Raw genomic sequence first — 24,631 nt, forward strand, 5'->3', positions numbered from 1 at the left:
GTCAGCTCGGTTCTTTGACGGCGGCGGCCGTACGCAGCAGCTTCGTGTCGCCCGGTTCCTGGTCAGGGGCGTTCTCCGGGTGGTGGCACGCGGTCTGGTGGCCGGGAGCCAGCGAGACGAGCGGCGGCTCCTTGGTCCGGCAGACCTCGGTCGCCTTCCAGCAGCGGGTGTGGAACCTGCACCCTGACGGCGGGTTCATCGGCGAGGGCACGTCGCCCTGGAGCAGGATCCGCTCCCGGCCCCCGGCGGCCTTGCGGCGCGGGTCCGGTACGGGCACCGCCGACAGCAGCGCTCGCGTGTAGGGGTGCATGGGCGTGTCGTACAGCGACTGGCGGTCGGTGATCTCGACGATCTTGCCCAGGTACATCACCGCGATCCGGTCCGAGACGTGCCGGATGACCGACAGGTCGTGGGCGATGATCACATAGGTGAGGCCCAGCTCCTCCTGGAGGTCGTCGAGGAGGTTGACGACCTGCGCCTGGATGGAGACGTCGAGCGCCGAGACGGGCTCGTCGGCCACCACGAGCTTCGGGCTGAGCGCGAGCGCCCTGGCGATGCCGATGCGCTGGCGCTGGCCGCCGGAGAACTCGTGCGGGTAGCGGTTGTAGTGCTCGGGGCTGAGCCCGACCACCCCCAGCAGCCGCTGGACCTCCTTCTTGACCCCGCCCTCCGGCTGCACCCCCTGGAGTTTGAACGGCGCGCTGATGATCGAGCCGACCGTGTGGCGGGGGTTCAGCGAGGAATAGGGGTCCTGGAAGATCATCTGCACGTCGCGGCGCATCGGCCGCATCGCGCTCACGCCCAGGTGGGTGATGTCCCGCCCCTCGAAGTCGACCTTGCCCGCGGTGGGTTCGAGCAGCCGGGTGATCAGGCGGCCCATCGTGGACTTGCCGCAGCCCGACTCCCCCACCACGCCGAGCGTCTCACCGGCACGGACCTCGAAGTCGATGCCGTCGACGGCGAGCACGGCGCCGACCTGCCTCTTGAAGAGGCCCTTGGTGACGGGGAAGTGCTTCTTGAGGCCGCTGACCTTGAGCAGCGGTTCGCCCTCGCGCGGCTCGGTGAGGGTGCCCAGGGGGCCGGACTCGGCTGTGGCGCCGGCCGCGTCCTCGGTGGGGGTCTGCGGCTCGGAGCCCTCACCCGGGGTTTTCGCGGGGTTCGTCATCGGCTCGTCGTCCTCACTCACTGAAAGCTCACAGCTTCGGGGCAATCTCTTCGTTCCAGATGCGCTCCCGGTCCTCCTGGGCCATGTGGCAGGCGGACAGGTGCCCGGGCTTCACCTCGGTCAGCTCGGGCCGCGTGGTGCGGGTGATGCCGCCCTTGGGAACGTCCGCGTAGGGGCAGCGCGGGTTGAAGGCGCAGCCCTCGGGCACGTTGATGAGGCTGGGCGGCGACCCCTTGACGGGGATGAGGCGGTCGGTCCTGTCCCGGTCGATGCGCGGCATGGAGCCGAGCAGCCCCCAGGTGTAGGGGTGCTGCGGCTCGTAGAAGACCTGCTCGGCGGCGCCGTACTCCACGCACCGGCCGCCGTACATCACGAGGATGTCGTCGGAGAGTTCGGCGACGACGCCCAGGTCGTGGGTGATGATGATGACGGCGGAGCCGAACTCCTTCTGCAGGTCCCGTATCAGGTCGAGGATCTGCGCCTGGACGGTGACGTCGAGTGCCGTGGTCGGCTCGTCGGCGATCAGCAGTTCGGGGTTGTTGACCAGCGCCATGGCGATCATGGCGCGCTGGCGCATGCCGCCGGAGAACTCGTGCGGGTAGCTGTCGATCCGCTTGCGCGGCTCGGGGATGCCGACCCGGTCGAGGAGCTCGATGGCACGCTTGCGCGCGGTCTTCTTGTCGACGGCGTGGTGGACGCGGTACGCCTCCACGATCTGGTGGCCGACGGTGAAGAAGGGGTGCAGCGCCGAGAGCGGGTCCTGGAAGATCATGGAGATCTCGCGGCCGCGGAGCTTGCGCACGCTGTCGGGGTCCGCGGTGAGCAGTTCCTGGCCGTTCAGCCAGATCTCCCCTGACAGGTGGGGGCGCTGCCTGCCGTACTGGCCGACGGTGTGCAGCCCCATGATGCCGAGCGAGGTGACGGACTTGCCTGACCCCGACTCGCCGACGATACCGAGGGTCTTGCCCTTCTCCAGCGTGAAGGAGAGGCCGTCGACGGACTTGACGAGGCCGTCCTGGGTGGGGAAGTGCACCCGCAGATCGCGGACTTCGAGGAACGCGGTGGGCGGTTCCTTGCTCAGCACGGGCTCGCCCGGCGCGGTGCCCGAACCCGTCAGGTCCGAGGCGGCGGCGTCCGCTGCGGCGCCGTCGACGGGCTTCGGCAGGGGCGTCTCGGACGTGGTGACCTCGGTCCGCAGCGCCTGAGCCTTCTCGTCCTCCTGGGACGCGGCAGACGCGGAAGACGCAGACGCCTCGGGGGTCCCGGAGGGCTCAGCGGACTCGGGGGACTTGCGGGACTTGTGCTCGTGGTCGGTCATCCCAGCCTCACTCGTGGATCGATCACGCCGTACAGCAGGTCCACGACGAGATTCGCGATGACAACGGCGGTTGCGGTGATCAGGGTGACCCCCAGGATCAGCGGCAGGTCGCGGTCGGTGATCGCCTTGAGCACGGCCTGTCCGAGTCCGGGGATGCTGAAGGTGGTCTCCGTCAGGATCGCGCTGCCCATCAGGGCGCCGATGTCGATGCCGAGCAGCGTCAGGACGGGCGTCATCGTGGAGCGCATCGCGTGCTTGCCGATGACGACGGGCTCCTTGAGGCCCTTGGCGCGGGCGGTGCGGATGTAGTCCTCGCCCATCACCTCCAGCATGGTGGCCCGGGTCAGCCGGGCGTACATCGCGCCGAAGAGGAAGGCGAGGGTGATCCAGGGCAGAACCATGCCGCTGAACCACTTGGCCGGGTTGTCGCCGAAGGGAGTGAAGGAGTTGCTCACCAGGTCGAACTGGTAGGCGAAGATCGCCAGCGAGACGAGACCCGTGAAGTAGATGGGCAGCGAGACGCCGGCCAGTGCGCCGGTCATGGCGAGCCGGTCCCACAGGGTGCCGCGCTTGAGCGCGGAGAGCACGCCGGCGGTCAGCCCGATCACCAGCCAGATGACGGCCGCGCCCAGTGCCAGGGAGAGCGTCACCGGAAGGCGGTCGGTCAGAACGGGCCAGATCTCCTGCTCGGTACGGAAGGAGTAGCCGAAGCAGGGCGCCCCGCAGTGCGTGGTGGTGCCGCCACCGACGTAGTCGCGGCCGACGAAGAGGCCCTTGAAGAACTCGAAGAGCTGCACGAGGACCGGATCGTCCAGCTGGAGCTTCTCGCGTACGCCCTCGATGCTCTCCTTGTCGGCCTGCTTGCCGACGAACATGGTGGCCGGGTCTATCCCCGCCCACTTGGGGATCAGGAAGAAGATGCAGAAGACCGCCAGGATGATGACGACCAGCATCACTGCGACGGCGAACAGCCGCCTGATGAGGTATGTGAGCACTGCTCTCCGGCCGCCCTTCGGCGGCCCGGCCCGCTCCCGGTCAGGGAGCCGGCGGCCGGGCCGCCGCGGCGGCCTTCACCTGCCCTTCGTGCCAGCGGCGGGTGGCGCCGTCAGATGGTGATGTCGGTGGCGGTCACAGCGACCGTGCGGGTCACTTGACGCCGATGGACGCGAAGTCGTACCAACCGCTGAAGGAGTCGGCCGCGTAGACGTTGGTGAGCCGCTCGGAGCGCCACTGGACGACCTTCAGGTAGGTCAGCGGCAGGTAGTGGGCGCCCGCCATGACCTGCTTGTTGACCTCGGCGTACCGCTCGGCGGACTTCTCCGGGTCGAGCTCGGCGATGGCCTCTTCGAGCCCCTTGTCGATCTTCGGGTCGTCGATCAGGCCGTAGTTGTTGTTGCCGTTGTCACGGATCTTGGAGCTGTGCCACAGCTCGATGCCGTACCCCTGACCGCTGGGGAAGTCCGGACCCCAGCCGTAGAGGATCATCCCGTAGCCCTTCTTCTTCACGTTCGCCGGGTTACCGACGATCGAGGGGCCCTGGGAGCCGTCGAACTGGTCGATCTCGACCTTGATGCCGACCTTCTTGAGCGACGCCTGGATCGACTCCGCCGACTTCACGTCCGCCGCGTCGGTGTTGCGCACGGCCAGGGTGGTGCTGAAGCCGTTCGGCTTGCCGCACTTCTTGAGCTCTTCCTTGGCCTTGGCGACGTTCGCCCCACCGTCGTTCTTGCGGATGCCGTACTGGTCGTCGCTCGCGTCGTGACCGGGGACGACGGGCGGGAGCATGTTGACGGCGAGATCGCCACCGCCGGTCGGACCACCGCGGGCGGTCTGCACCGACTTGTGGTCCGTGCCGTAGATGGCGGCCTTGCGGCAGTGGACGTTGTCGAAGGGCTTCACGCTCTGCGGGAAGGCCACGTAGGAGATGAACCCGGTCTGCGGGTTGTCGACGTTGCCCTTGTGCTCCTTGAGGGCCTTCTGCCGGCCCGCGACGTCCATGCCGCGCTGGTTGAGGTCGAGGTCCGCGTCCCCGTTGAGCAGCCGCTTGTCGCGCTCGTTGGGGTTGGTCAGCAGCGTCACCTTGACCTGGTCGGGCAGCGCCTTGCGCAGCGGGTCCGACTTGCTGTCCCAGTGCTTGTTGCGCACCAGCAGCAGCGACTTGTTCGGCGTGTACGACTTGAACTTGTACGGGCCCGAGGAGAACGGGTGCAGGGTGTACTTGGACTTTGTGTCCTTGTCCTTGCGCACCGGCGAGTTGGTCGGCATCGCCAGCATCTGCTCGAAGTCACCGTTGGGCTTCGGCAGGTGGAACTCGATCGTCTTCTCGTCGGGGGTCTTGATGCCCTCGAACTCGCTCTTCTCCTCGTACGGGCCCTTCCACTTGCCGCCCGGGTCCAGGACGTCCTTGATGTAGGTGGGGCCGCCCGAGAGGGTCTTCTGCGCCCACTGGCGCTCGATCCCGTACTTGACGTCCTGGGAGGTGATCGGCTTGCCGTCCTCCCACTTCAGGCCGTCTTTCAGGGTGTACTTGTAGACCTTGCCGTCGTCGGATATCTGCGCCTTGTCGGTGGCCAGGTCCGGTTGCAGGTCCACGCTCTTCTTGCCCGGCTTGGGGCTGTAGCTCACCAGCTGGCGGGCGTAGTAGCGGGCGAAGTCGAACACGAAGCCGTAGTACATACGGGAGGTGTCCCAGGAGTCGGCGTCCTGGACGCCCACGAACTTCAGGGTCCCGCCCTTCTTGTTCGAGGCGTTGGCGACCTTGTTGACGCCCGAGTTGTAGTCGCCGCCGCCCTCGCTGTCGCCGTTGCCGCCGCCGCAGGCCGAGGTGGCCAGCAGCGTCGCGGCGGCGACGGCCGACACCGCGGCCAGTCGGCGCCTCGATGTGCGTAGGGTTGTCACGTCTCGCAACCTCCGTGGTAGGTCACGGCCCGCACGAGCTGGGCGGGGCCGGGGTCTGTAATGGGGAGTCAACGGGTCCCCTTCGGGTCCAGTGCGTCGCGTACGCCGTCGCCGAAGAGGTTGAAGGCGAGCACGGTGATGAAGATGGCGACACCTGGGATGATCATGTACATCGGGTCCGACTCGTAGTACGTCACGGCGTCGGAGAGCATGGAACCCCAGGAAGCGGTGGGCGGCTTGACGCCCACACCGAGGAAGCTGAGCGCGGCCTCGGTGAGGATGTTGGTCGGGATCATCAGCGTCATGTAGACGGTGATCGGGGCGACCAGGTTGGGCAGCAGTTCCTTGCCGATGATGTAACCCCGCCCCGCACCCAGGCTGCGGGCCGCCTCGATGTACTCCCGCTCCCGCAGCGAAAGCACCTGGCCGCGGACGATGCGGCCGATGTAGGGCCAGCCGAAGAAGCCGATGACCAGGATCATCAGCAGCAGCCGCACCCCGGTGCCCGTCAGTCCGAGCAGGTCGTTGGGCATCACGGAGATCAGGGAGATGATGAACAGCAGCTGCGGGAAGGCCAGCAGCATGTCCATCACGCGGCTGATCAGCGCGTCCAGCCAGCCGCCGAAGTAGCCGGCGAGCGTGCCCAGGATGGTGCCGAAGATGACGGCGACGACCGCGGAGAGGAAGCCGACGAGGATCGAGACGCGGGCGCCGTAGAGGATGCGGGCGAGGATGTCGCGGCCGCTGACCGGCTCGACGCCCAGCAGGTGCTCGCCCGACATCCCGCCGAGGGCGCCCTTGGGGGTGCTGAAGAGCGGGTCGATCAGGTCCTCGTGGCGCTCGTTCGGCGACTGCCCTGTCAGCGCGGTCAGCAGGGGCGCGAAGATGGCGACCAGGATCAGCAGCAGCACGACGGCGCCGCCGATCAGCGCCACCTTGTCGCGCTTGAGCCGCTCCCACGCGATCCGGCCGAGTGAGCGGCCCTCGATGGCCGCTTCCGTCTTGGTCGGGGCTGGCTCCACGACCGCGGTTCCCGCAGGCGTTTCCTCGTGCAGTGGTGCCGTCATCGCTTTGGAGACCCCTTCTCGACCGGCAGTTGACCAGTCCACGCGCACCGCTGTAGCGGTCGAAACTTGAAGGACTTTCGCAAGCCGTGACAACCGCCGGACAGTGCGGCGGCCACCGTGTGGCTCATGGCTCGGGAGTCTTCATCGCGGTCACGATCAGTCGCCAGACCTCCTCGTGAAAGGATGCGCAACTGTGATGTGACGCGTCATGTTCCGTTATGCGGACGGAAGTTGACGTTAAGCGGTGCCTGACCAGTACTTATGTCCTGATCTGGACGGTCTCTCGGCAGCGGTTTCCGGGAAAAGGCGGCGCTTTTCAGAAAGGCCGCGGATAGCCGTAACCAAAAGCCCCGGCCTGCGGCCCCGGAGCGCCGTATCCCGCGCGCGGCTGCGCGTCACGGTCGAAGAAGGGGCGCGACTGGCGGCGCAGCCACATCGCCACCGGATCGTAGTCGTCGGCCATCGCCACGCTGGAGACCGGCAGCCCCTCGGGGACGGCGGCCACCGACTGGGCCATCATCCGCCGCGCCGTCTCCACGGAGGCGGGACTGCTGTCGTACAGCTCCAGCCCGATGGCAAGATACGGCACCCCCAGCGCGGGCCGCACCCAGGCGCGGCGCAGCGAGCGGACGGCGGGGGTGAGGTGCGCGTTCTGCGTCAGCAGCGCGTAGAACTGCGGGATCTCCAAGGTGGGTTCGCCGATGCTCAGCGGCCCGGCCGGCAGTTGGTCGAGGCCGACGGCGACGCGCCGCAGATCCAGCCACGGGATGCCGACACCGCCACCGGGAGCGTGCGGATTCAGCCAGATTCCCCAGCGGTCGGGAAAGAGGGCGGCCGCGATGTCCCGCCCGCCGACGACCTCGTGCGCGCGGCTCCAGCCCGACGCCGCCAGCTCCTGCGCCGAGGTCACACAGGGCGCGTAGCCGTACCCGGCCACTTCCATGTTGCCGTACTGCGCGTCCGGCGAACCGGCCTGCCCGTTCCACAGCAGCATCCACAGCCGGCTGCCCGCGAGCGCCTGGAGGAGGGCTTCATAGCTCTCGAAGGTGTCGTACGCCCCCGGCGAGACCCGCCGCAGGAGCTGATCGACGCTGTCACCCGCGCTCACCTGGGCCGCCCTTCCACCACTGACGCCGTCCCTGCCCGTCTCATCGCTCCGCACCGCTATCCAACCAGCTTAAGAGGGGGGCGGGACATCGGTACTCCTACTCAGCCCGGGCCCGTATCCCGACCCACCCCGGGGTGCGTACTTCTCCGTCAGCCTGCCGGGCCGCGCAGCCCCGGGTTCCCCGCCTGGGCCGTACGCGTCAGACCTGGACCTCGCGGTCGTAGAAGGGGCGGACGCACTGCCGCATCCAGTCCACGACCGGGTCGCTCGCCGCGTCCAGCAGCACCATCTGCACCGGCCAGCGCACCTGGGCCTGATGCAGCGCCCTGCCCAGCGCCTCGTGCGCCGCCTGCCGCGACTCGGGCTCCAGCAGGTCGAGTTCTATGCCGACGAACAGCGCCGGATCGTCACCCTCGACGCTGGCGAGCCCTCTGCGCGCCGAGCGTACGGAGGGGAGAGCCGCGAACTCGGCCGAGGCGGCGGCCAGGAACGCGAGCGGGTCGTCCTGCCAGTCCGGCTCGAACAGCCTCACCCGCGCGCCCCGTGCGACGCCCGCGGCCGCCTGCTCGGTGGGCGAGTTGGCGCACAGTTCGGCCACCGCCTCGGCGGGCAGCGGCACTCCGACGGTGCCGTCCGGGTTGACCGCGATGCCCACACCGGGCGGAAGGCCGCGCGCGAACTCCCTCGCCGGGGCGATGGTGAAGCCGACGTGGGCGCCGACGACCTGGAGGAACTGCTCCTCGGAGCTGAAGACCGGCACGTAGACCGAGCCGTCCAACTCGATGGTGGGCAGGTCCAGTTCCCTGCTCTGGGGGCCGCCGCCCTCCGGCAGCGGGACCCACACGCTGGACCGGCCGAACACCTCCAGCAGCCGTGCCCCCGCGTGCGGCACCTGGAGCGAGGCGGCGAGGGCTTCCTCCAGCTCGTTGCCGGGCCAGCCGCCGCCGTGCCCTGGCCCGAAGTGCTGCGGCTGCTGGGGCTGCGAGGGAACTGTCATGCGCACCAGCCTATCCATGGCCCGCGCACCGCCAGGGGGCCCGGGCGGTGCGTACGGGGCGGGGCGGCGATGCGCGCCGGGACACGCGCGGTGAAGCCCTGGGTCCGGGGCGCGGCGGACCGCTTTGCGAGGGGCCGGGTGACACGTACGGCGACGCTCCGGTTGCGTTCCGTGGAGAGCGGTCGAAAAGTGGAGAACGTCCCACTACGTGCCAACCGGCACGCTGACTGGAGGAAAGCACATGCGCGTGAACAGGATCACCGCCGCGGCCGTCACCGTCTCCCTGGCCGGCTCGCTCGCCATCGGCGCGGCGGGCGCCGCGTCCGCCGCGCCCGCCGACCACTCCCCGGGGCACACGGCGGGCGCCCAGGCCAAGCCCGGCCCCTCGGAGGACCCGGACTCCCAGGACCAGCAGGACGCGACGGCCAAGCCCACCAAGCCGCAGCAGAACCCCTCCGACCAGGACAAGCCCGCGCAGCCGCTGTTCCCCCAGGAGCAGCAGAAGCCGAACCAGCCCACCGAGGAGCAGGCGCCCGGCAAGCAGACCGGGAAGCCTGGCAAGCCCGGGCAGCCGGAGCAGGCTCCCCAGGAGGCCACGAAGCCGCAGGCCCCCGCCGAGCAGGCCCCGGGCAAGCCGGCTGCCGAGGCCGCCAAGCCCGGTGCCGAGAACGCGGCACCCGGACAGGCCCAGCAGCCCCTCACCCCCGAACAGGGCCGCTGAGCCGCAGCCGCGCGCCGGAGCCGTCCGGCTGCTCGGGCATGTCCCCCGTTCGCGGGCCCGCCCCCCTCCCCCGGGTGGCGGGCCCGCGGACGTTTCCCCGGCCCGCGGACGTTTCCCCGGCCCGCGGACTTTCCGCTGCCGTTGGCGGCCCTGACAGAACTACGCGGGGGCCGGCCCGGCGGCCGGCGCCGGCCGCGAAGCCGGAACGGGCCGCGGCGCCGGCCGCAGGTGCGCCGTGACGGACAGCGGGGCGGCGGCCGGCAGCGGCGAGAAGGAGACCGCACGCAGCGCCTGGGCCGCGCGCCGGTCCAGCAGGACCGACGAGGCGCAGCCGCGCGGCAGCCGCCCGTCCTCGGCGGCGGCCCGCAGCCTGCGCACGGCGCGCAGATGGCGGCGGAAGGCGTAGCCGGACACGCCGCGGCCGCGTGCCGCCTGCCCGGCCAGCGCGTCCCGCGGCGAGACGTCGAGCAGCAGCAGGTGGAGCGCCCTGCCCCGCCGCAGCGCGTCCCTGGCGAGCCAGCGGCGCACCCAGGTCTGCGTGCCGCAGTCGTGCACCACCACGGAGGCGCCGGAGGCCAGTGCCGCGCGCAGCCCCGCGTAGTGCGCCACTCGGACGAGGGGCCGGTAGAGGCCGTAGGGCAGCCAGTCGGGCAGCCGGCGCTCCCAGCGCTCGCGGGTGTCCTGGGAGTCGACGCGGACCACTTCGGGGCACTGCGCCACCGCTGCCCGCATCAGCGTGGATTTCCCACCGCCCGGCAGTCCTGAGACGACGACGACGTCCCCGGCGCGGTAGCGCAGGGTGCGGGGTGCGGCGCTGGCGCGCAGGTCGTGGCGGAGGGGGGTGCGGGCACCCCGGCACGGGCGGGTCCGGGCTGTCCCGACTGCCCCGGTGCCTCCGGAGGGCCCGGGCGTCCCTCTCCGTACGGACGCCCGCGCGGCCGGACGCGGTGCCGTGCGCGGGGCCGCGTCCTTCCACCCCACTCCCGTCGTCGGTGTCGCCTCAGCGCCGCACAGGCTGCCCACAGCTCTCCCCTCCCCGAGGTGGCGGCCCGGCCGCCACTCCTGCCAAGTGTAAAGAAAAGGTAATGCGATTCAAGGTGAACAGCTCCCACTCAGGGGCAGCCAGAGCCCGCTCACCCGTGCGATGATGTGCGGACCAACTGCATACCGGCCGTTTGAACCCGCGCGGGAGAGTCCCCGGCGAGCAGGGCGCGAACCCGCGAGCAGGGCATCCCCAAGGCCCGCGAGCGGGACGCGACACCGCACGCCAGGGCGCCGAAGGAGCAAGATCCTCCCTTGAATCTCTCAGGCCCCGTTACCGTGCGGGCGAGGCAGATCTGAAAAGCGGACCACCGTCTCTCATGCTCTGCGCGGGCCGGTGGTTCCACCCAAGGTGCAAGCCGCACCCCCGTCCTTTGGCGGGGCTGTCGGCGAACCTCTCAGGTTCCGATGACAGATGGGGAGGACATCCGCGTCACACCCCTCTCCGGGACCTGGGAGCCTGAATGACCGACCCATCGGCCACCCGCACGACCGCGCTGGACGCCACGCACCGTGCCCTGGGCGCCACCATGACCGACTTCGCCGGCTGGGACATGCCGCTGCGCTACGGCAGCGAGCGCGAGGAGCACCTCGCCGTGCGCTCCACCGCGGGGCTCTTCGACCTCTCGCACATGGGCGAGATCACCCTCACCGGGCCGCAGGCCGCGCAGCTGCTGGACTTCGCGCTGGTCGGCAACCTCTCGAAGCTGGCTGTGGGCCGTGCCCGCTACACCATGATCTGCGACGAGGACGGCGGCATCCTCGACGACCTGATCGTCTACCGGCTGGACGACCAGGAGTACCTGGTCGTCGCGAACGCGGCGAACGCGCAGACGGTGCTGGACGCGCTGCGCGAGCGGCAGGACGGTTTCGGCGCCGAGGTGCGCGACGACCGCGACGGCTACGCCCTCATCGCCGTCCAGGGCCCGGCCGCCGCCGGCATCCTCAAGCAGCTGACGGCCTACGACGTCGACGGCCTGCGCTACTACGCGGGCGAACGCGACATCGTGGCGGACAAGCCCGCGCTCATCGCCCGTACGGGGTACACGGGTGAGGACGGTTTCGAGCTGTTCGTCGCTCCCGAGGACGCCGTGGCCGTGTGGGAGGCGCTCACCGCGGCAGGCGAGGACGCGGGCCTGGTGCCGTGCGGGCTCAGCTGCCGCGACACGCTGCGCCTGGAAGCGGGTATGCCGCTGTACGGGCACGAGCTGTCCACGTCCCTGACGCCCTTCGACGCGGGCCTCGGCAGGATCGTCAAGTTCGAGAAGACCACCAACGAGGGGCGTTTCGTGGGCCGGGACGCGCTGGCCGAGGCCGCGCGGAAGGCCGAGGAGGCACCGCCGCGGAAGCTGGTGGGACTCGTCGCCGAGGGCCGGCGGGTGCCGCGCGCCGGCTACCCGGTGGTCGCCTCCGACGGTTCCGTCGTGGGCGAGGTCACCTCAGGGGCGCCGTCGCCGACGCTGGGCAAGCCGATCGCGATGGCGTACGTGGACACGGCGGTCGCGGCGCCGGGCACGGAGGGCGTGGCCGTCGACATCCGCGGCTCCCACGAACCGTACGAGGTCGTCGCGCTGCCCTTCTACAAGCGGGGCTAGCACGGCGGCGCGCCGGACGCGCGGCCCGCGTGCGCCGGGCGCGCCGAGCCGGCGCGGGGCGCCGGCCGGACCGCACGGCGCCCACCCGACGCCGTGCGCCGGTCCGGGGGCACCGCACCCCGCCCGGCCCGCGCCGTGGGGGCTCACTGGCCCCGCGGCGGTACGGAGTGTTCACCTGCCAAGACCGCTTTCCTTCCCACCCACCGCATCCGGGAGAATCGACCCATGAGCAACCCCGAGCAGCTCCGCTTCAGCAAGGAGCACGAGTGGCTGTCGCACGCCGAGGACGGCGTGGCGACGGTCGGCATCACCGAGCACGCCGCGAACGCGCTCGGCGATGTGGTCTTCGTCCAGCTTCCCGAGGTCGGCGAGGACGTCACCGCGGGCGAGACCTGCGGCGAGTTGGAGTCCACCAAGTCCGTCAGCGACCTCTACTCCCCCGCCTCCGGCGAGGTCACCGAGGTCAACCAGGACGTCGTGGACGATCCCGCGCTGGTCAACTCCGCCCCGCTGGAGGGCGGCTGGCTGTTCAAGGTGAAGGTCTCCGAGCTGCCGGGCGACCTGCTCACGGCCGACGAGTACGCCACCTTCGCCTCAGGCGCCTGAGGCTCAGGTTCGGTCTCGGCCTCGGTCCCGGGTGGGCCGGGGCCGGCCTCGGTCGCCCGAGGCAGCTTGCCCGCCCGCCATTTTCCCCAGGGATGGTTCTTCCATGTCGCTTCTGAACGGCTCTCTCCACGAAGTCGACCCCGACGTCGCCGCCGCCGTCGACGCCGAACTCCACCGTCAGCAGTCCACCCTCGAGATGATCGCCTCGGAGAACTTCGCCCCGGTCGCCTCGATGGAGGCGCAGGGTTCGGTGCTCACCAACAAGTACGCCGAGGGCTACCCGGGCCGCCGCTACTACGGTGGCTGCGAGTACGTCGACGTCGTCGAGACCCTGGCCAGGGACCGGATCAAGGCGCTGTTCGGCGCCGAGGCCGCCAACGTGCAGCCGCACTCGGGGGCCCAGGCCAACGCGGCGGCGATGTTCGCGCTGCTCAAGCCGGGCGACACGATCATGGGCCTGGACCTAGCGCACGGCGGGCACCTCACCCACGGGATGAAGATCAACTTCTCCGGCAAGCTCTACAACGTCGTCGCCTACAAGGTCGACGAGGAGACCGGCCGGGTCGACATGGAGGAAGTCGAGCGGCTGGCCAAGGAGCACCGTCCGCGGCTGATCGTCGCCGGCTGGTCAGCCTACCCGCGCCAGCTCGACTTCGCGGCGTTCCGCCGGGTCGCGGACGAGGTGGACGCGCTGCTGATGGTCGACATGGCGCACTTCGCCGGTCTCGTCGCCGCGGGGCTGCACCCCAGCCCCGTGCCGTACGCGGACGTGGTGACCACGACCACGCACAAGACCCTCGGTGGCCCCCGCGGCGGCGTGATCCTGTCGAAGAAGGAACACGCCAAGAAGATCAACTCGGCGGTCTTCCCGGGGCAGCAGGGCGGCCCGCTCGAACACGTGATCGCCGCGAAGGCCGTCGCCTTCAAGGTCGCGGCCTCCGACGAGTTCAAGGACCGCCAGCGCCGCACCCTGTCCGGCGCGGGCATCCTCGCGGAGCGCCTGCTGCGCCAGGACACCACGAACGCGGGCGTCTCCGTCCTCTCCGGCGGCACCGACGTCCACCTCGTCCTCGTCGACCTGCGCAACAGCGAGCTGGACGGGCAGCAGGCCGAGGACCGGCTGCACGAGATCGGCATCACCGTCAACCGCAACGCCGTCCCCAACGACCCGCGTCCGCCCATGGTGACGTCGGGGCTGCGCATCGGGACGCCCGCGCTGGCGACCCGCGGCTTCCAGGACGAGGACTTCACCGAGGTCGCCGACGTCATCGCCGAAGCCCTGCTGCCGGGCTTCGACGAGGCCAAGAGCAAGACCCTCGCCGCGCGGGTCTCCGCCCTCGCGGACAAGCACCCGCTGTACCCGGGCCTGGGCGCGTAGCATCCCGCCGCGGGCCCGGCCCGCCCCGGACGCCTCGGCGGCCGGGGTTCGGGCCGGCCCCGCAGGGCACCCGGCACCCGCGCCCGCCACCCCCGCGCACGTGCCGCCCCGCGACCCGACGCGCACGTGCCGGCCCACCCCCGAGTCGCACACCAGCAATCCCACGCGCCCCACAAGGGCAAGGAGAGCCACACCATGGCAATCTCGGTCTTCGACCTCTTCTCCATCGGCATCGGACCGTCCAGCTCCCACACGGTCGGCCCCATGCGCGCGGCACGCATGTTCGCGCGGCGCCTGAAGAACGAGGGCGCGCTGGCGCACACCGCCTCCGTGCGGGCCGAGCTGTTCGGCTCCCTCGGGGCGACGGGGCACGGCCACGGCACGCCGAAAGCCGTACTGCTGGGCCTGGAGGGCGAGTCACCGCGCTCGGTGGACGTCGAGACGGCGGACGAGCGTGTGGCCCGCATCCGCGAGGACGGCCGGCTGCGCCTGCTGGCCACCGAGATAGGGGACGCGCACGAGATCGCCTTCGACGAGCGCTCCCAGCTCGTCCTCCACCGGCGCCGCTCCCTGCCGTACCACGCCAACGGCATGACCCTCTTCGCCTACGACGAGACGGGCACCCCGCTGCTGGAGAAGACCTACTACTCGGTGGGCGGCGGATTCGTCGTCGACGAGGACGCGGTGGGCGAGGACCGCATCAAGCTCGACGACACCGTCCTGCACCACCCCTTCCGCACCGGGGACGAACTGCTGCGGCTGACCCGGGAGACGGGCCTGTCGGTCTCCCGGCTGATGCTGGAGAACGAGAAGGCCTGGCGCAGCGAGGAGGAGATCCGGGAAGGGCTGCTGGAGATCTGGCAGGTGATGAGGGAGTGCGTCTCCCGCGGCCTGTCCCAGGAGGGCATCCTCCCCGGCGGCCTCAAGGTGCGCCGCCGCGCCGCCACGTCGGCCCGGCAGCTGAGGGCGGAGGGCCAGACGCAGACCCACTCCATGGAGTGGACGACCCTCTACGCGATGGCCGTCAACGAGGAGAACGCGGCCGGCGGCCGGGTGGTGACCGCGCCGACCAACGGCGCGGCCGGCATCATCCCCGCCGTCCTGCACTACGCCCACCACTTCGTGCCCGGCACGGACGACGACGCCGTCGTCCGCTTCCTGCTCGCCGCGGGCGCCATCGGCATGCTCTTCAAGGAGAACGCCTCGATCTCCGGCGCCGAGGTCGGCTGCCAGGGCGAGGTCGGCTCGGCGTGCTCCATGGCCGCGGGCGGCCTCGCCGAAATCCTCGGGGGCAGCCCCGAACAGGTGGAGAACGCGGCCGAGATCGGCATCGAACACAACCTCGGCCTGACCTGCGACCCGGTCGGCGGCCTCGTGCAGATCCCCTGCATCGAGCGGAACGGCATGGCCGCGGTCAAGGCGGTCACCGCCGCCCGCATGTCCCTGCGCGGCGACGGCCGCCACCACGTCTCCCTCGACAAGGCCATCAAGACGATGCGCGAGACCGGGGCCGACATGAAGGTCAAGTACAAGGAGACGGCGCGGGGCGGGCTCGCGGTGAACGTGATCGAGTGCTGAGCACACCTGCTCTGACCAGGTGATTCGCGTCTTTCAGCTCTGTCACGGGCTTACCTCTCTGTACGGCCAAAAGTCCCTCAGGAGTCCCTGTGACAGAGCTGAAAGTCCCTGAAAAGTCCCTGGGATGCCCCCACCGAGCCAGTCGGTAGCCCGGTCGCAGGTGTCGCTTCGCGCAGAGATCTAGGCTCCCCTCCCACCATGCCGAGCAACAGTCTGCTGCTCAACGCCCGGCCTGCTCGGTGCACATACCCGATCAGCAAGCATGGTGTCGGATTTGTCACCAAACCTGACGCTCGTCGGCAACTGCTCTCGTGCGCCCCCTATGAACCATCGAATGCTCGCCGCACATCCCGCGTCCCCAGCCAAAGCCCCGCCGACAAGGGCGCGAACACGAGGGTCAGCACGAGACTCAGCAACCCGGAGCCCACTCGGCTCCACCGCCCGTGTATGTCTTGACCGGCTGCCAGGAAGGCCATGACGATGACAGGAAGGAATCCGACTGCGGCACGCCAGTCAGCGGACTGGATCAGCGCCGCCAGCCCCACGATGGCTGTCGCGGGCCCGCGCCATTCCCACCCAGCAAACGGGTCGTTCCCAACTTGGCAGCACCCGGGCAGGGTGAACACGCCGATGGTCGCGAGCAGCACTGCAAGCCCACCCACTGACTCAGATCGCTCGGCGATCCATGTAGCCGTATGGGCAACCCATAGCGAACCGAGGCCAAAGAAGTCGCAAACCCTTTCAACTTCGGTCAACGGTCGTGCCCCTCGTACAGCTCCCGCGGCCATAGCACAGCCGACACAGGAGGCAAAGAAGCGGTAGAGAGTAGTGGCCGGACCGAGCCCTCGTATCTCGTTGATCAGCGCGAACATGGGCCCCCCCGGGCATCCACTCCAGCATCCTTGGCGACAAGCCGAGCAACTCGGCACTAGCTCAGCTTGACCAGAGCTCTGTCCACAACTCCTTTGTTGAACCGCAGCCTACGACTCTTACCCTTCGAACGACTTCGGACAGCAAGTCGTCGACAAGGATCCGCGCAGCGAGTGCGTACTCGCAAGCGTCAGCAGAAAGAAGCCTCAACCTACGCATTACGAGCACGTTAGTGCTTGTGCCACGCAGTGCTGCACCATGCTCCGTGATGTCTTTTTCGCAGATCAGAGCACTTGCGGCGGTCTTGCTGTTCGTGCCCCGTGTTGCATAGTCCAAAGGCGTCCGGGCTCCCCTCGGGCTCCCCCGTGTGCACGCTGTACCCCTCGACAACCGTTCCGTGCGTACCCGAGGCATTGCTCCCATCGCTTGTGGGCACCCAACAGTCCCTGTGAACTCCTAGCCTTCTGCAAGGGCCCCTAACTGTCACTCGTGCGGCGGACCCTACGTTGCGGCCGGTGTGGTTCGTTACCGTGTACGAGTTCACACCCAGATCCGCCCGCCCTCCCAAATGATTGCTAACCGGCTTGAAATGCGATAAGAGCACCCTAGCCGCGAGCCGCGAGCCGCGAGCCGCGAGCCGCGAGCCGCGAGCCGCGAGCCGCGAGCCGCGAGCCGCGAGCCGCGAGCCGCGAGCCGCGAGCCGCGAGCCGCGAGCCGCGAGCCGCGAGCCGCTGACCGACTGGAGGTTCGGGTTTGTTAGAGGCGGTCGGCGTGTCCGGTAGCCTGCCGCTGCGTGTGCCCGTGGGACGGGACGCCCACCGCTGGAGCACCTTCCGCGGCGAGCGCACCCTGGTCATAGCCGCCCGCACGGTCACTTCGACCGTGCGCGTCCTCGAAACACTGCCGGAACTCCTGCGCGACGACGCCCGCGTGACCGTCGTCTTCGCCTACGACCCGACCTCCGCTTTCAACGAGGGTGTCCTCGATCTCCTCCACGCCGCCGGCTGCCGGGTCGCCCCCTGGGAGCAGCTGGGGCAGATCGCCCCCGACCTCATCTTGTCCGCCAGCGAGAACATCGACGTGCCGGAGGGCGACTGCCCGGTACTGGTGCTGCCGCACGGCGTCGGCTTCCAGAAGTTTGTACCGGATTCCCGGAGTCCGCACGAGAGGCTCTCCGGGGCCGTACCGGACTCCCTGCTGGAATCGGGACGCGCCTGGCTGGCGGTCTCGCATCCGGCGCAGGAGGAGCAGTTGCTCGCCACCCATCCGAAGTCGGCCGGGCACACGCTGCTGGTCGGCGACCCGTGCTTCGACGAGTTGGTGAGCAGCCGGAAGCGCAGGAGGGCGTACCGAGAGGCACTGGGCGTCGCGGAACACCAGCGTCTGGTCATGGTCAGTTCGACCTGGGGACCCACCTCGCTCCTGGGACGTTTCCCCGATCTTCTCCCGCGACTGATCGCCCAACTGCCCTGTGACGAGTACCGGGTCGGCGCGATCGTCCACCCCAATGTGTGGTCGGCCCACGGGGCCTGGCAGATCCGCACCTTGCAGGCCTCAGCCCTGGACGCGGGTCTGCTGCTGATGCCGGCCGTCCACGCCTGGCGGTCCGCGCTCGTCGCGGCCGACGTTCTCATCGGAGACCACGGCTCGGTGACGCTGTACGGCGCGGCGTCCGGCACCCCACTGCTGCTCGCGGCGTACGGCGACGACGCGGTGCCCGGGACGGCCGTCCACACCCTGTCGTCCGTCGCGCCCCGGCTCGACACTCGCGGGAGCCTGCGCCGGCAGGTGGAGGACGTTATCCGCGAGCACACACCCCAGCGGTACGCCACTGTCACCACGCAAGCCTTCGCCGAGCCGGGACATGCCCTGGCCCGGCTTCGCACCGCTCTCTACCGTCTGCTCAAGCTCCCCGAGCCCTCCTCTCTCCCGCCGACTCCCCCGGTACTGCCGGTTCCGGATCCACCCGCCGCTCCGGTCACCTCGTGGCAGGTGACCACCGGTATCACCGAGGACACAGCGACGCCGACCGTCACCGTGCGCCGCTTCCCGGCGACCGTCACCGCGTACGGCACGACACTCCCGGAGACCGCCGCCCTCTTCACGCATCTGGCGTGCGCGGACGACGAGCGCGACCGTCGGCTGACCGAGAGCGCCTCGGTGCTCGTCCGACGCCGACCCGCATCCGTCACGGTCGAGGCGTTGCGCTGGATCGGGAACACCCTCGCCGAGCTGCCGGGCAGTCTTCTCGCGGCATCGGCGGTGAGCGGAGGCGGTTGTCTGGTCGGTCTCAGGGACGGCCGGGTCGTGGAGGCGGCGGCCACGGGCCGGGCGCTGGACGCGGGTCTGCCGGCAGCGGTCGTCTACGCCCTTTTGCGGGCGGGGCTTTCGCTGGACGACGCTCAAGTGGCGCTGCGGATAGGTGACTCGCGGTACGAGGATGTCCTCCTACGGCTTCGTCCCACCCCTCCCACCTGCTGATCGCCCTGCCCGCCCGTGCGGCGGCCTCACTCGTCGGGGTCCTCCAACCGCCGCCGCAGCTCTTCTGCCCAAGGGCGGTCGCCGAGCGCTTCGTGGATGTCGGCGGCCCGGCTCAGGCACTCGCGGACCAGCTCCTCGTGCCCGCCCGCTCGTTGCGCGACGTCGGCGAGCTTCACCCGGGCCTGGGCCTCGTACTGCATGCCGTCCGCCACCTCGGCCAGCTCCCGGATCGCCTCCAGCAGTTCGCGGATCGCCTGTCCGGTGTCGCCGAGATGGCTGTGTACGACGCCGATGGCGGCCTTCACCCGGGCCGCCATCCGCCGGTCGGGCTCCTCACGGTTCTCCAGCTTCTGCTGCGCCCGGTGCAGCAGGACCAGGGCCTCCGCGTGATCGCCCTGAGTGTCCAGCGCGCGTCCGAGGAAGAAGGTGGCGAGGGCGGCTCCGCGGGTTTCCCCGGCCCGCTCGTTGAGTTCGAGGGAGCGCCGGTACGCCCCGGCCGCTTCGGCCGGGTCGACGACGTCCAGGTATCGGCCGAGGAATTCCTGGACGGAGGCCTGCAAGGCGAGGCGATCGGTCGCCTCGGCCAAGGCGACGGCCCGCTCCAGTTGCTCTCCCGCGCGGTCGTTCTCGCTGAGGTCCAGCAGCGGGCGCGAGAGCAGGCTGCGCAGTCGGGCCGCGCCCGCCGTGATCTCCTCGATCTCCTCTGCCGTTTCCGCCGTGGCCATCGCCGCCTCGGCCGCCTCGATGCCCAGCTCCAGTGTTTCCGTCCACGCCCTGAGGTAGCGGTGGTAGAGGAAGAGCACCGAGAACGTCTCGGCCAGTCGCCAGGTCAGGGTGTACAGCTCGTGCGAGACAGCCTGGCGCAGGATCGCGAGGACGGCGGAGCGCTCGGTGTCCAGCCACTCCAGCGGCGGTGGCCCACCGGCTGCGGCGAAGGGGTTGCGGGCGTCCCGCACCAGATCCGCAAGGTTGGCGATCCGCAGCCGCTCCTTCCTCAGCTCCCGGTCGGCGAACGCGCTCAGCACGAGGTAGTGCGTTCCGACCCGCTGTACCAGTGCCGTCTGCTCGGTCCGCGGCTCCTCCTCGGCCGCGCGCTCGCGGGCATGGAGACGGACCAGATCGTGCATGCGGTACCGGCCGTCTTGCGTCTTCTCCACCAGACTGGCCTTTGCCAGGACGCCCAGCAGGCGCTTCGCACTCCCCGGGGCGACGTCGGCGGCGATCGCGGCCACGCCGACGTCGAAGATGCCGAACGGCAGCCATCCGAGCAGCCGGTAGAGCCGGGCCGCGTCGGGCGGCAGCAGCCGGTAGGAGGGACCCAGAACAGCGGACACCGAGGACTCCTCCCCGTCCAGCGCGAGGCCGGCCAGCCGACTGGCCTCGTCGTCGAGTTCGGCGGCCAGTTCGGCCATGCTCAGGTTCTCGTCGTCAAGCCGCGCCGCCACGACCTGCAGGGCAACGGGCAGCCCGTCGCACAGCCGCACCAGGCGCTCCGCGGCCTCCCGTTCAGCCTCGACCGCCTCCGGACCGCACCGGTCCTTCAGCAGTTCCAACCCGCCGTGCACGTCCAGCGGCTTGACGCGGATCAGCCGGGCACTGCCCTGTACGGCCAGCTCACCGATCCTGCCCTGACTCGTGGCCAACACGGCGCTGCCCGCCCCCTTGGGAATCAGCGCGCGAACCTGTGCGGCCTGGTTGACGTCATCGAGGACGAGAAGGATGCGCAGGTCGGACGTGCGCGACCGGAACAGGTTGGTCCGGTCGAGAAGCGAGTCCGGAATGCCGAGCTCACCTTCCGGCAACGACCTCAGGCACATGGCCAGGGCCTCGGAGACATCCCCGCCGGGGCCGCTCAGCGGCGCGGCTTGATCACGCAGGGCCCCGAAATCCACATACAGCTGTCCGTCCGGGAAGCGCCCCCTGGCCCTCTCCGCGCACCGCCAGACCATGGCCGACTTGCCGACGCCCGGAGGCCCGAACAACACATCGACACCCACGGATCCGGAGCCGCCCGCAAGCGCGCCGAGCCTCGCCTCCAGGTTTCCGAGTTCGACCGTCCGGTTGCTGAACGGCACGGTCATTACCGGAACTTGGTCCGGCCTGACGGGCCGACCCGTCGGCGAAGGCGCAGGAGGGACGTTGAAGTGGATGTCACCGTGGATGGGCGCCCCCTGGAAGACCGGGCCGTGGTTCACTCCGCCGCTGACCAGGTTGACGAAGGTGCGCGACGCGTCCGGCGCCAGCTCGGACAACAGCCGTGCCAGCTCGTCGGCGGCGCCCGGATCCTCCTGGAACATGCCTTCCAGCCGCTGCCGCAGGCGGGCTTCGACCTCCGCCTGGGCCCCGGGGTCACCAGCCACCCGGGCTCTGCTCAACTCCGCGTGTGCGGCTTGCAGTTCCTCTTCGGCGACCTCATCCCAAGCGCGTCGTCGTCCGAAGAACCGGGCCAGTCCGCTTTTCGCCCGCTCGAACCCCTCAGAAACGATCAACCCGACCAGCGCCGTCGCCCCCGACGCGGCAAGAGCCGCCAACTCGGCTTCCACACAGCCCCCTTCGCACTACCGGCCCTTCAAGTCCGTCGACCACCAACCGTAGAGAGATCCTGGACGCTTGGACAGCCCAGCCTGCCGCATCCCCATGGTCGCCCCTGCCCGGAACAACGCGCTGTTCCCTCGATCGGAGTCGGCATTGCTACGCACCTACGGCGTGTCGCACGACACCGGCTGGCTGCGAAGGCAGCATGGGGATTGGCCCTATGGGATGCCGCTCCTGACACCGCCCGACCGCAGTGTCGTCCCAGGAGAAAGAAGTCGAGGTCTGCTCCACCCGTCGCAGTTCCCACAGCACCAAGTCGTAGCAGTCCGCTTTCGTACTGCCGTGCTGGGTCGGCAGCGCGAGAGAGGGACAGACGTGCCGCACGGATATCGTGACCGCAACGTTAAGCGCCTGCGCCGATACACAGGGCTCACGCACGCGCATGCACTCCAGTTGCGGAAGGAACGGGCAGGCAGAATGCCACGCATCGCAGAATCCGCTGGGCCCCAGCGCCTCCTGGAAGCCCTGGTGTTCGAGCATCTGGGTGGCGATGTCGACTACTTCGCGCATCCCATCGGGATCAGCTCCGTCCTCCCCCGCCACGACAGCCTCGTCATCTCACTGGACGCGTCCTCGACCCGGCACGGTTTCCCGCTGGTGGCCCACGCCCTGGAAGGACTGCTGCCGGCCGAGCTGCCCGAGGCGGAGCAGAAACAGGGCGACGTCCGCGTAATCGGCGTACCCGGCATTCGGACCACACGAGCCGGCCGGGAAGGGCTGCGTCTGTCGCTCGCCGGGACCAAGGCGAGCGTGATTCTCACGTGCAACGGCAGCACCAACTGGGCAGATCTGCTTGCCGACCGCCAAGAACAGCTGGAAGCCGCCGAGTATCGGCCCTGCTGGAACGAAGCGGAGATGACTCCGCCGGAGAGGGCGTTCCACCAGGACCACGCGGAGATGTCCCGGGTCATCGAGGATGCCTCCTGGCTCCCGAGTGGGCTACTGCGCAGAAGCGGGCTGTTCCACGAGCTGAGCACGGCGTACTGCACCCGCTACTGGTCGACGTGGGACCGGTGGCGGATCGAGCTCAAGCACGATTTGGGAGTCGAACCTCCCCACGACGCATTCATCGATCACCTCACCGACCCGAAATGGGGCATGCACCTGGCCGTCGACAAACTCCACTGCGAGTGCGACGCGCCGTGGGCAGACCCTCACTACGACCGACAGTGCACCGTCGAACTCAGCAGTCCCACAAGTCGGCCCGGTGAGCTCCAGGTACGCTTCCGCGCGATGGGCACCTGGTGCAATTCGTACGACATCTATCGCGACCTGAAGCGCACGGGTGCCGATCCCGCATGGCTGATGCGCGTGATGCCACGGCACCACCAATCCGAACCGAGACAGCTGAGAACGGGCTCCGGTCCGCTGACGACGCCTGATGGGTATTAGCCCGAAGGGATCGTCCTACGCGGGGCGGAAACCGACGGGACAGTGCTGGCCCGGTAGCACCCCAGGAATACGAGAAACCCCAGGTCAGAGTTCCTCTGACCTGGGGCCAAGGGAGCCCGTCCAAGGGAATCGAACCCTTGACCTATGCATTACGAGCACGCGGGCGTTCGTGTTAGCTCGTACCGGTTAATGCCTCACAGTGACATCACGCCTGATCAGAGCAGGTGCGTGCGTCCAGACAGGGTGCTCTCGTGTTGCACAGTCCAAGAGCGTCCGTCCAACTGCCGTCCAGTCACACGGATCGTCCGAGACGGCGAGCCCCTTCGCACGTGCCTGTAGCGACTCGACAAACCTCATCCTCGACACTCCCAGCGGGCGCTGCCGATGCCACCAGTGTGCACGGCGGACAGTACCCCAGGCGACGGCATCGTCGACCGCTTCACCGAGCAGCGTTCTTCTGATCAGTCCAGGCGCCGAGGGAGCTCCAGGAGAGTCTGTACGCGTACCTGTACGAGGTGGTGTGTTCGCGCTGCGCCGTCCAGCCGGAGAGACTCTTTACCGCTCACCAGCGGCCCTGACGATGGGAAGCCCCGACCAGGGACGGGGCACCTGGTCGGGGCGGTCAGGGAGGGGGCCGCAGGGTCAGAGAGCATTCAGTCGGACGGCGGAGGCCAGCGCCAGATAGCCGGCGTCACTGGGGTGCAGACCGTCCTGGGAGACGTAGCCGGGTCGGTAGCGTGAGGGGTGCCGGGGGTCGCTCAGCACGCGGTCGGCGTCCAGGACAGAGTCGTAGGCGTGGCTGGTACGGATCCAATGGTCGAGTTCTCGGCGGAACTTGTCTCCACCGGGAGTGGTGAACGGGAATACCGCAGAGGCGAGCGGCGGAATGGTCATCCCGATGACCTTCGCGCCGTTGGCGTGTGCCTCGCGAATGAGAGCACGGTGGCTGTCGATGAGCTGCCGGGCGGTGACTGGGGGGTGTGCCTTGACGCACGGGTCGCCATCCTGGGGGCGAGCAAGGTCGTTCGCGCCAAGGTGAATGAAAGCCGTACGCAGACCGGCGCGTTCGCGCAGTTCCCTTGCGAAGCGAGCGACACCCTTTCTCTCCGTAACAAGGGGAATCATGCAGCATCTGGTCGCCGGCCAAACCGGCGTTGGTCATGCCGTGGGGGCCGCCGGCAGTGATGAGGCGTTCGACGAGCTTGTCGGAGAAGCGGTTGTCGGTGCCGGGGCTTGTACCCACCCCGTCCATGAGGGAGTCACCGAAGACCATCAGGGAAGGGGCCGAGCCGGTCACCTCAGCTGCGGCCAGGTAGTACCAGGCGTGTGAGGTACGGCGGTCGAAGGCGGTGGCGGCCGAGCTGCTCAGCCGGTCGCCGGGAGCCCGGTAAGAGGTGGCCGTGGTGAAACGGTGCAGATTGGCTGGGCCGGTGGGGGTGGCGAAGTGCAGGGAGACGATGAGCTTCTCCAGATTGCTGGTGGGCAGGTCGATCGCGTCGGTGACGGTGGCACGGCCGGTGGGTACGGTGACACTGCGGCCGCCGTCGAAGGTGAGGCTGCGTACGGTGCCAGGACGCACTTTGGCGTCACCGTCTGACCTGGCCACCGTCGCCCCGGCCACGTGCAGCGGCCGGCTCCCGTGGGCGTTGGAGAAGCGCAGCCGCAAGGTGGGGCCGCCGACACTGAGTCGGATCACCTGGCGCAACGTCTCGTGGTGGAAGCCCTGCCGGGACCAGTTGGGACTGTCCTGCGCGTCGCCCGTCGCCTGCTGTACGGCGGCCCCCCCCCCCCCCCCCCCCCCCCCCCCCCCCCCCCCCCAGC

Annotated in this window: 17 protein-coding genes and 1 riboswitch; of the genes, 7 read left to right on the forward strand and 10 right to left on the reverse strand. The window is 69.6% G+C overall.

Annotation, left to right across the window (positions count from 1 at the left end; genetic code table 11):
• Position 1: 1 nt before the first annotated feature.
• From DQ392_RS14525 to DQ392_RS14555, 7 genes are all read right to left on the reverse strand, one after another.
• Positions 2-1,165, reverse strand: coding sequence for an ABC transporter ATP-binding protein (locus tag DQ392_RS14525; RefSeq protein WP_114016039.1), 1,164 nt, complete (start codon positions 1,163-1,165; stop codon positions 2-4).
• A gap of 28 nt (positions 1,166-1,193) precedes the next feature.
• Positions 1,194-2,483 (reverse strand): ABC transporter ATP-binding protein, encoded by a 1,290-nt coding sequence (locus tag DQ392_RS14530; RefSeq protein WP_245981460.1) that lies wholly within the window; start codon positions 2,481-2,483, stop codon positions 1,194-1,196.
• Positions 2,480-3,478: an ABC transporter permease gene (locus tag DQ392_RS14535; RefSeq protein WP_114016000.1), complete on the reverse strand. Its 999-nt coding sequence runs from the start codon at positions 3,476-3,478 to the stop codon at positions 2,480-2,482. The genes DQ392_RS14530 and DQ392_RS14535 overlap by 4 nt, the downstream gene beginning before the upstream one ends.
• Before the next feature lie 151 nt (positions 3,479-3,629).
• On the reverse strand, positions 3,630-5,381 hold the full coding sequence (locus tag DQ392_RS14540) for an ABC transporter substrate-binding protein (RefSeq protein ID WP_114016001.1): 1,752 nt from the start codon (positions 5,379-5,381) through the stop codon (positions 3,630-3,632).
• A 68-nt stretch (positions 5,382-5,449) separates the two neighbouring features.
• Complete coding sequence (locus tag DQ392_RS14545) at positions 5,450-6,448, reverse strand: ABC transporter permease (protein ID WP_114016002.1); 999 nt, start codon at positions 6,446-6,448, stop codon at positions 5,450-5,452.
• 316 nt (positions 6,449-6,764) lie between these two features.
• The gene (locus DQ392_RS14550) at positions 6,765-7,556 is read right to left on the reverse strand and encodes an enhanced serine sensitivity protein SseB C-terminal domain-containing protein (RefSeq protein WP_114016003.1); all 792 of its coding nucleotides are present in this window, start codon (positions 7,554-7,556) and stop codon (positions 6,765-6,767) included.
• 199 nt (positions 7,557-7,755) lie between these two features.
• Complete coding sequence (locus tag DQ392_RS14555; protein ID WP_114016041.1) at positions 7,756-8,553, reverse strand: enhanced serine sensitivity protein SseB C-terminal domain-containing protein; 798 nt, start codon at positions 8,551-8,553, stop codon at positions 7,756-7,758.
• Positions 8,554-8,794: 241 nt separating this feature from the next.
• Here DQ392_RS14555 and DQ392_RS14560 point away from each other — a divergent pair, with 241 nt between their 5' ends.
• Entirely contained in the window at positions 8,795-9,274 is a 480-nt protein-coding gene (locus DQ392_RS14560) for a hypothetical protein (RefSeq protein ID WP_114016004.1), read from the forward strand.
• 159 nt (positions 9,275-9,433) lie between these two features.
• Here DQ392_RS14560 and DQ392_RS14565 read toward each other — a convergent pair whose 3' ends face one another.
• Complete coding sequence (locus tag DQ392_RS14565; RefSeq protein ID WP_114016005.1) at positions 9,434-10,255, reverse strand: AAA family ATPase; 822 nt, start codon at positions 10,253-10,255, stop codon at positions 9,434-9,436.
• A gap of 195 nt (positions 10,256-10,450) precedes the next feature.
• Positions 10,451-10,605: riboswitch (glycine riboswitch) on the forward strand.
• A gap of 174 nt (positions 10,606-10,779) precedes the next feature.
• On the opposite strand from DQ392_RS14565, the gene gcvT reads away from it, so the two are divergent.
• The 5 genes from gcvT to DQ392_RS14595 all read left to right on the forward strand — a co-directional run bounded on the left by gcvT (position 10,780) and on the right by DQ392_RS14595 (position 18,823).
• Positions 10,780-11,910, forward strand: coding sequence for a glycine cleavage system aminomethyltransferase GcvT (gcvT, locus tag DQ392_RS14570; protein WP_114016006.1), 1,131 nt, complete (start codon positions 10,780-10,782; stop codon positions 11,908-11,910).
• 225 nt (positions 11,911-12,135) lie between these two features.
• Positions 12,136-12,516 carry a glycine cleavage system protein GcvH gene (gcvH, locus tag DQ392_RS14575; protein WP_114016007.1) on the forward strand — a complete coding sequence of 127 codons (381 nt, stop codon included), beginning with the start codon at positions 12,136-12,138 and terminating at the stop codon, positions 12,514-12,516.
• Between the two features lie 103 nt (positions 12,517-12,619).
• Complete coding sequence (gene glyA / locus DQ392_RS14580) at positions 12,620-13,894, forward strand: serine hydroxymethyltransferase (RefSeq protein ID WP_114016008.1); 1,275 nt, start codon at positions 12,620-12,622, stop codon at positions 13,892-13,894.
• A gap of 195 nt (positions 13,895-14,089) precedes the next feature.
• Positions 14,090-15,472, forward strand: a complete 1,383-nt coding sequence (locus DQ392_RS14585; protein ID WP_114016009.1) for an L-serine ammonia-lyase — start codon at positions 14,090-14,092, stop codon at positions 15,470-15,472.
• 1,641 nt (positions 15,473-17,113) lie between these two features.
• Positions 17,114-18,823 carry a hypothetical protein gene (locus DQ392_RS14595; RefSeq protein ID WP_245981462.1) on the forward strand — a complete coding sequence of 570 codons (1,710 nt, stop codon included), beginning with the start codon at positions 17,114-17,116 and terminating at the stop codon, positions 18,821-18,823.
• A gap of 26 nt (positions 18,824-18,849) precedes the next feature.
• On the opposite strand, the gene DQ392_RS14600 is transcribed toward DQ392_RS14595, so the two are convergent.
• On the reverse strand, positions 18,850-21,366 hold the full coding sequence (locus DQ392_RS14600) for a tetratricopeptide repeat protein (protein ID WP_181856420.1): 2,517 nt from the start codon (positions 21,364-21,366) through the stop codon (positions 18,850-18,852).
• A gap of 469 nt (positions 21,367-21,835) precedes the next feature.
• On the opposite strand from DQ392_RS14600, the gene DQ392_RS14605 reads away from it, so the two are divergent.
• Entirely contained in the window at positions 21,836-22,810 is a 975-nt protein-coding gene (locus DQ392_RS14605) for a hypothetical protein (RefSeq protein ID WP_147266528.1), read from the forward strand.
• Between the two features lie 642 nt (positions 22,811-23,452).
• On the opposite strand, the gene DQ392_RS14610 is transcribed toward DQ392_RS14605, so the two are convergent.
• On the reverse strand, positions 23,453-23,935 hold the full coding sequence (locus DQ392_RS14610; protein ID WP_114016012.1) for a GDSL-type esterase/lipase family protein: 483 nt from the start codon (positions 23,933-23,935) through the stop codon (positions 23,453-23,455).
• Between the last annotated feature and the right edge of the window lie 696 nt (positions 23,936-24,631).

Origin of the sequence: Streptomyces reniochalinae, assembly GCF_003323735.1 — a bacterium.
GTDB classification, from domain to species: domain Bacteria; phylum Actinomycetota; class Actinomycetes; order Streptomycetales; family Streptomycetaceae; genus Streptomyces; species Streptomyces reniochalinae.

Excerpts from the sequence above, each read along its gene's own strand:
- DQ392_RS14525 (WP_114016039.1), bottom strand. The coding sequence starts at position 1,165 with ATGACGAACCCCGCGAAAACCCCGGGTGAGGGCTCCGAGCCGCAGACC.
- DQ392_RS14530 (WP_245981460.1), bottom strand. The coding sequence starts at position 2,483 with ATGACCGACCACGAGCACAAGTCCCGCAAGTCCCCCGAGTCCGCTGAG.
- DQ392_RS14545 (WP_114016002.1), bottom strand. The coding sequence starts at position 6,448 with ATGACGGCACCACTGCACGAGGAAACGCCTGCGGGAACCGCGGTCGTG.
- DQ392_RS14555 (WP_114016041.1), bottom strand. The coding sequence starts at position 8,553 with ATGACAGTTCCCTCGCAGCCCCAGCAGCCGCAGCACTTCGGGCCAGGG.
- DQ392_RS14560 (WP_114016004.1), top strand. The coding sequence starts at position 8,795 with ATGCGCGTGAACAGGATCACCGCCGCGGCCGTCACCGTCTCCCTGGCC.
- gcvT (WP_114016006.1), top strand. The coding sequence starts at position 10,780 with ATGACCGACCCATCGGCCACCCGCACGACCGCGCTGGACGCCACGCAC.
- gcvH (WP_114016007.1), top strand. The coding sequence starts at position 12,136 with ATGAGCAACCCCGAGCAGCTCCGCTTCAGCAAGGAGCACGAGTGGCTG.
- glyA (WP_114016008.1), top strand. The coding sequence starts at position 12,620 with ATGTCGCTTCTGAACGGCTCTCTCCACGAAGTCGACCCCGACGTCGCC.
- DQ392_RS14585 (WP_114016009.1), top strand. The coding sequence starts at position 14,090 with ATGGCAATCTCGGTCTTCGACCTCTTCTCCATCGGCATCGGACCGTCC.
- DQ392_RS14605 (WP_147266528.1), top strand. The coding sequence starts at position 21,836 with ATGCCACGCATCGCAGAATCCGCTGGGCCCCAGCGCCTCCTGGAAGCC.
- DQ392_RS14610 (WP_114016012.1), bottom strand. The coding sequence starts at position 23,935 with ATGATTCCCCTTGTTACGGAGAGAAAGGGTGTCGCTCGCTTCGCAAGG.